The sequence below is a fragment of the Bradyrhizobium sp. MOS001 genome (assembly GCF_004634465.1).
Lineage (GTDB): Bacteria > Pseudomonadota > Alphaproteobacteria > Rhizobiales > Xanthobacteraceae > Bradyrhizobium > Bradyrhizobium barranii.
On sequence record NZ_SPVJ01000011.1, the window covers coordinates 16,329 to 28,427 of the forward strand.

The 12,099-nt window shown below is 64.3% G+C and carries 13 protein-coding genes; 1 reads left to right on the forward strand and 12 read right to left on the reverse strand.

Going from position 1 to position 12,099, the window contains the following annotated elements; genetic code table 11:
- Window positions 1-19 precede the first annotated feature (19 nt).
- From CT676_RS16885 to CT676_RS16940, 12 genes are all read right to left on the reverse strand, one after another.
- Entirely contained in the window at window positions 20-1,027 is a 1,008-nt protein-coding gene (locus tag CT676_RS16885) for an ABC transporter ATP-binding protein (protein WP_085399426.1), read from the reverse strand.
- A gap of 15 nt (window positions 1,028-1,042) precedes the next feature.
- Complete coding sequence (locus tag CT676_RS16890; RefSeq protein WP_085399425.1) at window positions 1,043-1,873, reverse strand: carbohydrate ABC transporter permease; 831 nt, start codon at window positions 1,871-1,873, stop codon at window positions 1,043-1,045.
- Window positions 1,874-1,876: 3 nt separating this feature from the next.
- On the reverse strand, window positions 1,877-2,749 hold the full coding sequence (locus tag CT676_RS16895; RefSeq protein WP_085399441.1) for a sugar ABC transporter permease: 873 nt from the start codon (window positions 2,747-2,749) through the stop codon (window positions 1,877-1,879).
- A gap of 95 nt (window positions 2,750-2,844) precedes the next feature.
- Window positions 2,845-4,158, reverse strand: coding sequence for a sugar ABC transporter substrate-binding protein (locus CT676_RS16900; RefSeq protein ID WP_085399424.1), 1,314 nt, complete (start codon window positions 4,156-4,158; stop codon window positions 2,845-2,847).
- 287 nt (window positions 4,159-4,445) lie between these two features.
- Window positions 4,446-5,396 carry a sugar-binding domain-containing protein gene (locus CT676_RS16905; protein ID WP_085399423.1) on the reverse strand — a complete coding sequence of 317 codons (951 nt, stop codon included), beginning with the start codon at window positions 5,394-5,396 and terminating at the stop codon, window positions 4,446-4,448.
- 6 nt (window positions 5,397-5,402) lie between these two features.
- Entirely contained in the window at window positions 5,403-6,065 is a 663-nt protein-coding gene (locus CT676_RS16910) for an HAD family hydrolase (RefSeq protein ID WP_085399422.1), read from the reverse strand.
- A 74-nt stretch (window positions 6,066-6,139) separates the two neighbouring features.
- Window positions 6,140-8,059 carry a VWA domain-containing protein gene (locus CT676_RS16915; protein ID WP_135214995.1) on the reverse strand — a complete coding sequence of 640 codons (1,920 nt, stop codon included), beginning with the start codon at window positions 8,057-8,059 and terminating at the stop codon, window positions 6,140-6,142.
- Between the two features lie 10 nt (window positions 8,060-8,069).
- Window positions 8,070-8,882, reverse strand: coding sequence for a CbbQ/NirQ/NorQ/GpvN family protein (locus CT676_RS16920; protein WP_085399420.1), 813 nt, complete (start codon window positions 8,880-8,882; stop codon window positions 8,070-8,072).
- 59 nt (window positions 8,883-8,941) lie between these two features.
- A complete protein-coding gene (locus CT676_RS16925; RefSeq protein WP_085399419.1) occupies window positions 8,942-10,288 on the reverse strand; it encodes a cbb3-type cytochrome c oxidase subunit I in 1,347 nt (448 codons plus the stop codon).
- A 67-nt stretch (window positions 10,289-10,355) separates the two neighbouring features.
- The gene (locus tag CT676_RS16930) at window positions 10,356-10,808 is read right to left on the reverse strand and encodes a cytochrome c (protein ID WP_085399418.1); all 453 of its coding nucleotides are present in this window, start codon (window positions 10,806-10,808) and stop codon (window positions 10,356-10,358) included.
- Window positions 10,809-10,918: 110 nt separating this feature from the next.
- A complete protein-coding gene (locus CT676_RS16935; RefSeq protein WP_085399417.1) occupies window positions 10,919-11,179 on the reverse strand; it encodes a cytochrome C oxidase subunit IV family protein in 261 nt (86 codons plus the stop codon).
- A gap of 2 nt (window positions 11,180-11,181) precedes the next feature.
- Complete coding sequence (locus CT676_RS16940) at window positions 11,182-11,757, reverse strand: cytochrome c oxidase subunit 3 family protein (RefSeq protein WP_135214996.1); 576 nt, start codon at window positions 11,755-11,757, stop codon at window positions 11,182-11,184.
- A 172-nt stretch (window positions 11,758-11,929) separates the two neighbouring features.
- Between CT676_RS16940 and CT676_RS44050 the strand changes: the two genes are divergently transcribed.
- Window positions 11,930-12,085 carry a hypothetical protein gene (locus CT676_RS44050; protein ID WP_085965373.1) on the forward strand — a complete coding sequence of 52 codons (156 nt, stop codon included), beginning with the start codon at window positions 11,930-11,932 and terminating at the stop codon, window positions 12,083-12,085.
- Window positions 12,086-12,099 lie beyond the last annotated feature (14 nt).

The following is a 12,099-nucleotide window of genomic DNA, read 5'->3' on the forward strand; positions in this document are numbered from 1 at the left end:
CGTCTCTTGCCGTTTCTTGTCAGCCCCGAAGCGCGTTGCCGCTCTCGTCGAAGCGATGGATGCGCGCGGGATCCGGCACCAGCGACACGTGGTCGCCGGCATGCAGGCTCAATTCACCGATGTAGCGCGCCGTCAGCATGCCGAGCGGTCCGGCATCGACATAAAGGAAGGTGTCGCTGCCTAGATGCTCGGCGACCGCGATCGTTCCCTGCCAGCCGCCGGCACCATCGCGCTCGATCTTGAGATGCTCCGGCCGCACGCCGATCGTCGCCGCCCCCTTCTGCAAGGCGTGCTCGCCAGTGACGAAGTTCATCTTCGGCGAGCCGATGAAGCCGGCGACGAAGAGATTGGCGGGCCGCTCATAGAGCTCCAGCGGCGAGCCATATTGCTCGATCTTGCCACCATTGAGCACGACGATCTTGTCGGCCATGGTCATGGCCTCGACCTGATCGTGGGTGACGTAGATCGCGGTGGTACCAAGCTGCTTCTGGAGCCGTGTGACTTCTATCCGCATCTGCACGCGCAAGGCCGCGTCCAAGTTGGACAGCGGCTCGTCGAACAGGAACGCCTTGGGCTCGCGAACGATGGCCCGTCCGATCGCGACGCGCTGGCGCTGGCCGCCGGAGAGCTCGCGCGGCTTGCGATCGAGATAGGGCGTGAGGTTCAGTGTCGCGGCCGCCGCCTCGACCTTGCGGTTGGTCTCGTCCTTGGAAAGCCCAGCCATCTTCAGGCCGAAGCCGATATTGCCGCGCACGCTCATGTGCGGATAGAGCGCGTAGGACTGGAACACCATCGACAGCCCGCGCTTGGCGGGCGGCGTGTCGACGACGTTCTTGCCGTCGATCAGGATCTTGCCGCCAGACACGTCCTCGAGCCCGGCGATCAGGCGCAGCAGCGTGGTCTTGCCGCAGCCGGACGGTCCCACGAACACCACGAAGGAGCCGTCCGCGATCTCGAGATCGGCGCCCTTGATGATGTGAACGGGGCCGAAGGATTTCTGTACGTCCTGAAGTGTGATCTGACCCATGATCCGCCAGCCCCTTTACTTCACCGCGCCGAAGGTGAGCCCGCGCACGAGCTGCTTCTGGCTGAACCAACCGAGGACGAGAATGGGCGCGATCGCCAGCGTCGAGGCCGCCGACAGCTTTGCCCAGAACAGCCCTTCCGGGCTCGAATAGGAGGCGATGAACGTGGTGAGCGGCGCGGCGTTCGAGGTCGTCAGGTTGAGCGTCCAGAACGCCTCGTTCCAGGCCAGGATCAGATTGAGCAGCATGGTCGACGCCAGCCCCGGGATCGCCATTGGCGTCAAGACGTAGATGAGCTCGCGGCCGATGGTGGCGCCGTCCATGCGCGCGGCTTCGAGGATGTCGCGCGGGATCTCCTTGAAATAGGTGAAGAGCATCCAGATCACGATCGGCAAATTTCCGAGGCACAGGATGAAGACGAGGCCGATGCGGGAATCGAGCAGGCCGAAGGTCTTGAAGATGAGATAGATCGGCACCAGCACACCGACCGGCGGCATCATCTTGGTCGAGAGCATCCAGAGCAGGATGTCCTTGGTGCGCTTGGTCGGTGCGAACGCCATCGACCAGGCCGCGGGGATTGCGATCAGCAGCGCGATCAAGGTCGAGCCGCCGGCGATGATGATCGAGTTCATCGCGTGGTGGAAATAATCGCTGCGCTCCTGCACGGTCGCGTAGTTTTCCGTGGTCCAGTGGAAGAACAGGAAGGACGGTGGAATGGCGAAGGCCTCTAACTCGGTCTTGAAGCTCGCCAGCACCATCCAGAGGATCGGGAAGAAGATCAGGAAGCCGAAGAACCACGCTCCGATCGTCGAGACCACCACCCGCTGCGTCGTCGCCATCCGCGCCATGTTTCAAGCCTCCAGATTGCGGCCGACGATGCGGACGAGGAAGAAAGCGACAACATTGGCGATCACGACCGCAACGAGGCCGCCTGCGGAGGCGCTGCCGACGTCGAACTGGATCAGCGCCTGCGAATAGATCAGGAAGGCGATGTTGGTGGTTTGCAGGCCCGGTCCGCCACCGGTGGTGACGAAGATCTCCGCGAACACCGTGAGCAGGAAGATAGTCTCGATCAGGATCACCACGGTGATGGGACGCGCCAGGTGCGGCAGCGTGATGTAGATGAAGGCGGAGACCGCGCTGGCGCCGTCCATCTCGGCGGCCTCCTTCTGCTCCTCGTCGAGCGATTGCAGTGCGGTCAGCAAAATGAGCGTCGCGAAGGGCAGCCATTGCCAGGCGACGATCAGGATCACCGCGAACAGCGGCGCGTCGGTGAACCAGTCGATCGGTGTCAATCCGACCAGCTTGGCGAGCCAGGCGAACAGGCCGGAGACCGGGTGCATCAACAGGTTCTTCCAGACCAGCGCGCTCACGGTCGGCATCACGAAGAACGGCGCGATCACCATCAGCCGCACGATGTTGCGGCCAATCACGGGCTGATCCATCAGCAGCGCCAGGGGGATGCCGAGCAGGATCGTCAGCGCCAGCACCGAGCCGACCAGCACCAGCGTGTTCTGGAGCGAGGCGAGGAAGGCGGGATCGGTGAGGAAGTAGCGGAAATTCTCCAGCCCGACGAACGCCTCGGAGCCGGGATCGAGCAGGCTGTAATGCAGGGTCGAGAAATAGATCGTCAGCGCCAGCGGAACGATCATCCAGATGAACAGCAGCCCGACCGCAGGCGTCAGGAGCGAGCGCGCAAGAAACTGCGTCTGCCGGGTTGCCATCCTTGGCGTCTCCGCTGGGAGGAAGAAGGCGGCCATCCATTCGGGGCTGGCTGGTGGATGGCCGCCAGTTTGAGCTCAGGAGGGAGAGCTCGGGTTCACTTGATGTAGCCGGCGCGCTTCATCTCGCGCTCGGTGGCGGACTGCGCCGCGGCAAGCGCGGCATCGACCGTCATCGATCCCGCGAGCGCGGCGGAAAATTGCTGGCCCACCTGCGTGCCGATGCCCTGGAATTCGGGGATCGCCGCGTATTGCACGCCGACGTAAGGCACCGGCTTCACGGTGGGCTTGTTCGGGTCGGCAGCATCAATCGAGGCCAGCGTCAGCTTCGCGAACGGCGCGACTTTCAGATAGTCCTCGTTCTGGTAGAGCGAGGTGCGCGTGCCCGGCGGCACGTTGGCCCAGCCGTCTTTCGACGCCACGAGCTTGGTGTAATCCTTGCTGGTGGCCCAGGCGATGAACTTTTCGGCGGCTTCCGTCTTCTTGGAGCCGGCGGGGATCGCGAGGCTCCAGGCCCACAGCCAGTTGGCGTTCTTGCCGAGCCCAGTGTTCGGCGCCAGCGCAAAGCCGACCTTGTCGGCGACCTTGGACTCCTTCGGATTGGTGACGAAGGACGCCGCCACTGTCGCGTCGATCCACATCGCGCACTTGCCGGCGTTGAACAGCGCCAGATTCTCGTTGAAGCCGTTCGAGCTCGCGCCGGGAGGGCCGGCCTCCTTCATCAGATTGACATAGGTCGTGAGCGTCGTCTTCCATTCCGGCGTGTTGAACTGCGGCTCCCACTTCTCGTCGAACCAGCGCGCGCCGTAGGAATTGGCCATGGCCGACAGGAACGCCATGTTCTCGCCCCACCCGGCCTTGCCGCGGAGACAGATGCCGTAGGTGCCGGCGCTCTTGTCGGTGAGCTTCTTGGCGGCGTCGATAACGAAATCCCAGGTCGGCTTTTCCGGCATCTTCAGGCCGGCCTTCTCGAACAGGTCGGTGCGATACATCACCATCGAGCTCTCGCCATAAAACGGCGCGGCGTAGAGCTTGCCGTCGACGGAGACCGCGTCCCTGATCTTCGGCAGCAGGTCGGCGATGTCGTAATCGGCGCCGAGATTGGCGAGCGGCACCAGCCAGCCCTTCTTGGCCCAGATCGGCACCTCATAGGTGCCGATGGTCAAAACGTCGAACTGGCCGCCCTTGGTGGCGATATCCGTGGTGACGCGCTGGCGCAGCACGTTCTCCTCCAGCGTCACCCATTTGACGGTGATGTCTGGATTTTTCTTGGTGAATTCGCTGGTCAGCCCCTGCATTCGGATCATGTCGCCATTGTTGACGGTGGCGATGGTCAGGGTCGTTTCGGCCATCACAGGGACGGCCAGCAACAGGCAAGACGCGCCGCAGACGGCGCCGAGGACGTGTTTCACGGTGACCTCCCTAGGATCGCGCTTCTGAGCATATGCCCACGCGTTGGGCGTATGTTCGGCCGAGGTACATCGCTTGTCAAGCAGGCGCGCGGGCGTTCCCGCAACTTATGAGTGCTGCGGTGCGGGAGGGCCGGAGCTTTTCCTCCGCCTTCGCTGTCATGCCCCGCGAAAGCGGGGCATCCAGTACGCCGTGTCGTGGGTTGGTTTTGCTCCGGATAGGCCGCGGCGTACTGGATCATCCGCATTCGCGGATGATGACATTGGCGCAAGTGGCTGTAGCGCCCGCCCTACCGCTCCAAAATCGCCCTTGCCGTCGCCTCGTCCGTGATCAGGCCGTTGATCAGGTGCCCGTTCAGCGCGGCCGAGATCGCCGGCACCTTGGCCGCACCGACCGCGGCGCCGATCGTCGTGGTCTTGGCCGGCACCTCCGGCGGAATGCTGGTGAGGCGCTTGTTGGTACCGGCCTTGAGCAGGCGGCCCTTGGAATCATATGCCCAGCCGGTGATTTCGCCGATCGCCCCCTGCCGCATCATCTCGAACAGTTCGTCGCGGGTGACGAAGCCGTCGATGTGGATTTGCGCTCTCTGGTCCATCTGGCCGATACCGACGAGGCGCAAGTCCGCCTTGGCCGCGACCGCCTTGACCTTCGCGATCGGCTCGATCCGCACCATCTTGTTGCGCTCGTCTTCCGACGACATCAGGAACGGCAGCGGCATCGGATAGTGCCGCGCACCGGTGCGGTCGGCGAGCCGGCCGACAGTGTCGTAGAAGCTCGCCGAACCGTCCGCGGAGATGTTGCCGACCAGCGAGACGATCTGGTGGTTGGGCCGGTCGATCGGCGTCACGCGCTCGACCGCGGCGCGCACCGCCCGCCCCGTGCCGAGCGCGACGATGACGGGCGTTTCCGACCGCAACGTCGAATCCAGCAGATTGGCGCAGCGTTCGGCGATGCCCGCCGTGGCCTGCGGCGCGGCAGGGTCAGCCGGCACCACCTCGCAATGGCTGAGGTCGAAGCGCGCCTTCAGGCGTGCCGCCAGTTCCATGCAGGCGGCGATGGGATGTTCGAGACGGAATGTGATGAGACGCTCGGCGAGGCACAGCGAGACCAGCCGCTGCGCGGAGGCCCGCGAGACCTGGAGCATCTTTGCGATCTCGTCCTGGGTGTGACCGGCAATGAAATAGAGCCAGCCGGCACGCGCGGCATCGTCGAGCCTGGACTTTTCGTTCTCGACGGCCATGGCGGCCTATGCCTCCCAGAATTCGCTCATGTGCGCGAAGACCCGATCGGCCCCGGCGCCGGACAATATAACCTGGCCGTCGCGCCCGCGATAATGGCTGCCGCCGACAAATCCCCAGACGGTCATGCCGGCAGCCTTCGCGGCCAGCACGCCACTGACGCTGTCCTCGATCACCAGTGCGCGCGCAGGGAGCGCGCCCATTTTCTCCGCCGCGTGGAGAAAGAGATCCGGCGCGGGCTTGCCGTGCGTGACCATCTGCGCCGTGTAGATCCGGTCGCCGAAATGGGGCGCGAGACCGGTCACCCTCAGCGACAGCGCGACGCGGTCGAGATCACTCGACGAGGCCACGCAACTCGGCACGCGCAGTCCGGACAGGACGGTATCCGCATCGGGAATCGGATGGAGCGCCTTCTCGAAGGCGGTCAGTACGCGCGACTTCAGCCGGACGGGAAAATCGGCCGGCATCGCCTGGCCGAGTTCGCGATAATGTTGCGTGACCGCGCTCGTGCTTCGTCCGAGGAACAGCTCGAGCGCCTGCGCGAGTGTCAGCGAAATCCCAAATCCGGACAGCTCGTCTACCAAGCACTGGCAGCTCAAGAGTTCGCTGTCGACGAGCACGCCGTCGCAGTCGAAGATGACGAGATCGGGCCTTTGCCGGCTTCGGTCCATCCGGCCATTCGATCATATACCCATGCTTTGAGCAATAGTTCACCCGGTGGAGGACATATGCGGATTCTCCGGGGTCAATGGGCGACCTGTCGATAGATCGCCGGCAACGCCGCAGGCAGTCGACGGATGTTGCCGACGATGGCGTAGCCGCTGCGGCCGAACAGCGTCGGGACGTAGGATTGCGCCGTCGCATCGACCGTCACGCCGAAGACCGCGATGCCGAGCCGCCGCGCCTCCTGCACGGATTTGCGGGTGTCCTCGACCGCGAAGCGGCCCTCATAATGATCGACGTCATTCGGCTTGCCGTCGGTGAGGACGAGCAGTAGCTTCTTGCGCTGCGGCTGGCGCGCCAGCTCGGCCGAGGCGTGACGTACCGCGGCACCGATCCGTGTGTAATAGCCCGGCTTCAGCGCGCCGATCCGGCGCTCGATCGCGCCACTCATCGGCTCGCCGAAGGCCTTGACCGTTTCGAGCCGCACCCAGGAACGCCGGCGCGAGGTGAAGGTGAGGATGCTGTGGTGATCGCCGCAGGCCGACAGGCCGTGCGCAAGCACCAGCAGCGCCTCCTTCTCGACGTCGAGCACCCGATAACCATCGACCCAGGCATCCGTCGAGAGCGAGACATCCACAAGCAGCGTGACGGCAAGATCGTCCCCTCGCGGTCGCATCGCCACATGGACGCGATCGAGACCGCCCCCGCAACTTCCGGCGCGGAGATCGCACCGCGCACGCACGAGCGCGTCAAGGTCGAGGTCGTGCCCATCGGCTTGGGCGCGCATCAATTCATGACGCGGCCGCAACACCTCGAAGCGGCGGCGCACCTGGCGGATGTGCCGACGCATGGCGTCATCGGGCATCCAGCCCTCACCCAGCTCGGAGGCCGCACCCGCGAGCACGCGGCAATGATCGGGCAGATAGGAGCCGCTGCGATAATCCCATTCGGGATAGCTCAGGTCCGCGTTCAATCGCGATACATCGAGGGCTTCCGGCGGCAGGTCGAGATCGAATTTGAGCCGGCTCGCCGGCTTGCCGCTACGGCGGCTGAGCGTGATCTCCTCGAGGTCGTCGGCTGCCTTCCGCGCGTCCTCGTCCTCACTGTCGTCAGCCGGGCGGTCGACATTGATCATCTCGGCCATCGCGAGAATCTTTTCAAAGCGATTGAGTACGAAAGGATCGCGGCGATTGGTACCGTCCTCGCGCTCGCGGACGGCGAAACGCTTGCGATCGTCTGATGGCGCTGGCGCAGCGGTCGACGCCCAATCGTCGTCGCCTTCATGTGCGGGCGACAGCTCGCGCGTCCAGCAATCGCCCCAGAGCGGGCATGGCAGGATCGAACGGTAACCCGGCGGCGCCTTGTCCGGCAGTGGCCCCGTCCCCATCATCGCCGGCCACAGCTTTCCCACCGGCGGCGTATCGGCGCCGAGCAGAGTAAGCACGATCTGCTCCATGTCCTGCTCGATGCGCGGCAATGGCCGGTGCGGCCGCGCCATGGCCGTGGCCGCGGCCAGCCGGGCGTAGTCCTCGGCAAGGCCGGGACATTCCGTCAGCACAAGCACCGCGACTTCGCTGGTCCGGCGCAGCGTCAGCAGATCGCGCCGCAGCGGATCGGCCTCCGCGATCACTTCGACCGGTGCAAAGGCAAACCACGCGGCCAGCCACCGGTACAGCGCAGCATTCAGCCCGCGATCGGCGAAGATCGCGATGTTGTCGGGCAGGAAGATCGTCGCGGCATCACGCCCGGGTTGCGCGAGCCGCTCGTCGCCAAGCCCGATGCGCTGCCGCCATCCGAGCCGATGCCCAGTCCGGCGGGCACTCGCGCTCGCGATCTGCACGCCCGTCTCCCCGCCAAGCGCGCGGAACATGATCGCGATCCGGCCGCGCACCTCCGCGAGCGATACCGCGTGTTCGGCATGGACCGGATAGCTCGCGGTGCCGCCGACCAGGCGATGCCAGGCGCGGCCGACGGTTTCTTCAAGCTCGAGGAAATCGAGCATCGCATCACCCTCAGGAGATCACGGCGCGTGCGACGTAGAGCAGCGCCGCCTTGACGTCTGCATCATCGGTGAGCGGTTCGATCATGCCGGCCAGCACCGCATCCGTAATTGAGGCTCCGGCCGCAATCAGGGTGGCGCAATAGACCACGAGACGGGTCGAAACGCCCTCCTCCAGGTCGTGCCCCTTCAGCGCGCGCAGCCGGCCGGCCAGCAGGACCAGCGGCCGCACATAGTCGGGCGCGAGCCCGCTCTCGGCCGCCACCACCGCGATCTCCTGCTCCGGCGGCAGGAAGCCGAACTCGATGGCAACGAAGCGCTGACGCGTCGACGGCTTCAACGCCTTCAGCAGCGTCTGGTAACCGGGATTGTAGGAGACCACCAGCATGAAGCTCTTCGGCGCGACCAGCTCCTCGCAGGTCCGCTCCAGCGGCAGGATACGGCGGTCGTCGGTGAGCGGATGCAGCACCACCGTGACGTCCTTGCGCGCCTCCACGACCTCGTCGAGATAGCAGATGCCGCCTTCCCGCACCGCCCGTGTCAGCGGACCGTCGGTCCATACGGTGTCGCCGCCCCTCAGCAGGTAGCGGCCGGTAAGATCGGCGGCGGTGAGATCGTCGTGGCAGGCGACGGTATGAAGCGGCAATCCCAGCCGCGCCGCCATGTGAGCGACGAAGCGCGTTTTGCCGCAGCCGGTCGGTCCCTTCAACAAGACCGGGAGCTGATGCCGCCAGGCGTGCTCGAACAGCGCGCATTCGTTGCCGCTCGGAACGTAAGCCGGGAGCACGAGCGCGGGTGCCGACAAGGCGTGAAGTGCTGCTGTCATGGTTTTTCTCCGGAAATCATTCGGGAAAGGCGGCCGCGACTTGCGCGGCCGCCTTGTGTTTATTCGGCCGGTTGCAGGGCGCCTGGGATAGTCGCCTGCTTCTCGCGGCCGGGCACCAGCACCGCCCAGACGAACATCAATGCTGAGATCGCGACGAACACGCCGGAGCCGAGCCGCACCCAGTAGAAGAAGGCAAGCTGGTCCTGCACGTCCATGTAACTCTGGCCAAGTACGCGCTGGAGATGGACCTGAATCACGCCGGCAAAGGTCAGCGCGAAGGTCATGGTCATCATCGCCGTGCACATGATCCAGAAGCTGGTCATGCTGAGCCACTGGTTATAGGGCGCACGTCCCTTGATTTGCGGGATCGCATAAGCCATCACCGACAGGTTCAGCATCACATAGGCGCCGAAGAAGGCGAGATGGCCATGTGCGGCGGTGACCTGCGTGCCGTGGGTGTAGTAGTTCACCGACGACAACGTGTGCAGGAAGCCCCAGACGCCGGCGCCGAGGAACGCCATCACCGAGCAGCCGACCGACCACAGCAGCGCGGCGCGGTTCGGATGCTTGCGGCCGGCCTTCCAGGTCATTTGCACCGTGAAGATCACCATGGTGAAGAAGGGTGCGACCTCGAGCGTGGAGAACAGCGAGCCGATCCACTGCCAGTAACCGGGCGCGCCGATCCAGTAGAAGTGGTGGCCGGTGCCGAGAATCCCTGAGAACAGCGCAAGGCCGATGATGACGTAGAGCCACTTCTCGACCACCTCGCGGTCGATGCCGTTGAGCTTGATCATCAGATAGGCGAGCACGGACGCCATGATCAGCTCCCAGACGCCCTCGACCCAGAGATGAACGACATACCACCAGTACATCTTGTCGACCGCGAGATTGGCGGGATTGTAGAAGGCGAACAGGAAGAAGATCGCGACGCCCCACAAACCGAACAGCAGGATGTTGGTGACCGTGGTCTTGCGCCCCTTCAGCGCCGTCATCGTCACGTTGAACAGGAACATCAGGCAGACGACCACGATGCCGACCTTGATTATGAAGGGCTGCTCGAGGAATTCGCGGCCCTCATGGTAATGGAAGAGATAGCCGACCACGGCCACCCCCGCCGCGCCAAAAAACATCCAGAACTGGATCTTTGCGAGCAGCGGGCTGTACAGCTCGGTCTCGGTTTCCTCCGGTAACAGGAAGTAGGTCGCGCCCATGAAGCCGATCAGCGACCACACGATCAGCGCGTTGGTGTGGATCATCCTGACGATGTTGAACGGCAGCAGCACCGACAGCGTGTTGGGCAGAACGTAGATGGTCCCGGCGAGGAGGCCGAACAGGACCTGCGCCAGGAACAGGGTCAGCGCGCCGTAGAAATACAGCATCGCGACTTTCTGGGTCTGATATTTCATTTCGGGTTCTCTCTGTCTTGAAAGAGGCAAGGCCTTGAAGGAGGCAAGGCCCTGAAAGAGGAAGGCGTCAGCCGGCCTTGTTCGGCGGCCACTCCTGGCGCTTGATCTTGCTGGTCCATTGCAGGAAGTCGGCGAGATCGTTGAGCTCCTGGTCGGTGAGATTGAACTGCGGCATCTGGCGCCGGCCCTCCGCGCCCGAGGGCTGTGACTGCATCCAGGCCTTCAGTGTCTCGCGCGCCGCGGCCGGATCCTCATTGCCGCCCCAGCGATCCCAGACATTGCCGACTTCAGGGGCGAAATACGCGCCCTCGCCCAGCAAGGTGTGGCAATTGATGCAGGAGTTCTTCTCCCAGACATGCTTGCCGCGCGCGACCGACGATGTCAGCGTCGTCGCGTCCGTCGAGGTCGTCGCCATATAGTAGTGGCTGTGCGCCGTCAGCCCGATGAAGATGGCGAAGAAGAAAGCCGAGCCGCCGTAGAAGACGTTTCGCGCCGCCGACTTGGTCAGGCGTTCAGCCATTGCCAGTCCTTTCCGTTGTGAGTCCAGTAATGAGGAGCAGTGATGCTGTATCTTGCCGATCGGTGCCGACGGGTCTTTGTTCGGGCGCAATGAGCGCTGCGTTGGCGGCGTCAGATCAATGCGACGACGGCGGAGGCGAGCCAGGCGAACAGCACGACGATGAAGATCCATGCGCTGACGAGGCCGCGCCAGAGCGCCGGCACCGCCCGAAGGTCCATGAAATCGAGCGCGATTCGGCGGCCCTTGATGGCGGCAAGGACCAGGAGAAGTGCATTGGCGAGCAGCGGACGCGGCATCAGTGGCGGAAGCAGGATCGTCGCGAGCGCGAGGCCGATCAGCACGAGCCAGGTGATGTCGAGACGGCCGGGCATGATCAGCGCACCAGATAGAGGATCGGGAACATGACGATCCAGACCAGATCGACCATGTGCCAGAAGGCGGCGCCGGTCTCGACGCCCGAGATCTCGGCGCGGCGGCAGACCACGGCAAGGATGATGATGCCGAGGCCAACATGCAGGAGATGGAAGCCGGTCAGGAGGAAGTAGAGCGTGAAGAACGGGCTGGTCTCCAGGCCGATCCCGCGACCGATCTCTTCGGCATATTCGGTCAGCTTGATCGCGATGAAGAGGCCGCCGAGCGCCATGGCAATCAGTAGCCAGCGGCGCGAGGCCTGCTTTTCATTGGCGCGCGCAGATCTGGTCGCCCTCGCCGCGGCCCAGCCGCTGGTCACCAGCACGATTGTGTTGAGGCCGGCGAGATTCGCGTTGAGCGCCGCCTGCCCCGCCGCGAACACAACGGGATGGATCGCCCGGGCAACGACGAAGGCGCCGAGGAACAGGCCGAAGGCGACGAGCTCGCTGAAGATCAGCACCCAGATCATGGGATCGCCGGGGAGATCTTCCAAGATTCCCCAGCCGGTTCCCTGTTGTTCGCAATCGGCCGCAGACATCGTCTTTCCGGATCAGGACACCGGCCAGACCTAGCTCAACCGTCCAGTTCGGAATTTGTCGCAGGACAAACTGGGGGGCCACCGGCGGAGATGTTTGCGCCGACGCAACGTCTCGCTCGCCGGAGCGCGGTACGAACAGACTCAGGGTTCGCAAAGAGCGGTGAGCAATGACATGAGCGATGCACAGATCGGGCTAATGACCGCGACACCCATCATCATCGCCTTCGCCATCGCGCTCCGGCGCATGGGCGTGCTGTCGACGGTGGCGACGGTATCGGCGGTGAGCCTCTCCGTCGCGATCGCGACGGTGCTGTTCACGACGCAGTAGCCGGGCACTACCGA

Coding starts and splice junctions, on each gene's coding strand:
- CT676_RS16885 (WP_085399426.1), bottom strand. CDS start 1,027: ATGGGTCAGATCACACTTCAGGACGTACAGAAATCCTTCGGCCCCGTT.
- CT676_RS16890 (WP_085399425.1), bottom strand. CDS start 1,873: ATGGCGCGGATGGCGACGACGCAGCGGGTGGTGGTCTCGACGATCGGA.
- CT676_RS16895 (WP_085399441.1), bottom strand. CDS start 2,749: ATGGCAACCCGGCAGACGCAGTTTCTTGCGCGCTCGCTCCTGACGCCT.
- CT676_RS16905 (WP_085399423.1), bottom strand. CDS start 5,396: ATGGCCGTCGAGAACGAAAAGTCCAGGCTCGACGATGCCGCGCGTGCC.
- CT676_RS16910 (WP_085399422.1), bottom strand. CDS start 6,065: ATGGACCGAAGCCGGCAAAGGCCCGATCTCGTCATCTTCGACTGCGAC.
- CT676_RS16915 (WP_135214995.1), bottom strand. CDS start 8,059: ATGCTCGATTTCCTCGAGCTTGAAGAAACCGTCGGCCGCGCCTGGCAT.
- CT676_RS16920 (WP_085399420.1), bottom strand. CDS start 8,882: ATGACAGCAGCACTTCACGCCTTGTCGGCACCCGCGCTCGTGCTCCCG.
- CT676_RS16925 (WP_085399419.1), bottom strand. CDS start 10,288: ATGAAATATCAGACCCAGAAAGTCGCGATGCTGTATTTCTACGGCGCG.
- CT676_RS16930 (WP_085399418.1), bottom strand. CDS start 10,808: ATGGCTGAACGCCTGACCAAGTCGGCGGCGCGAAACGTCTTCTACGGC.
- CT676_RS16935 (WP_085399417.1), bottom strand. CDS start 11,179: ATGCCCGGCCGTCTCGACATCACCTGGCTCGTGCTGATCGGCCTCGCG.
- CT676_RS16940 (WP_135214996.1), bottom strand. CDS start 11,757: ATGTCTGCGGCCGATTGCGAACAACAGGGAACCGGCTGGGGAATCTTG.
- CT676_RS44050 (WP_085965373.1), top strand. CDS start 11,930: ATGAGCGATGCACAGATCGGGCTAATGACCGCGACACCCATCATCATC.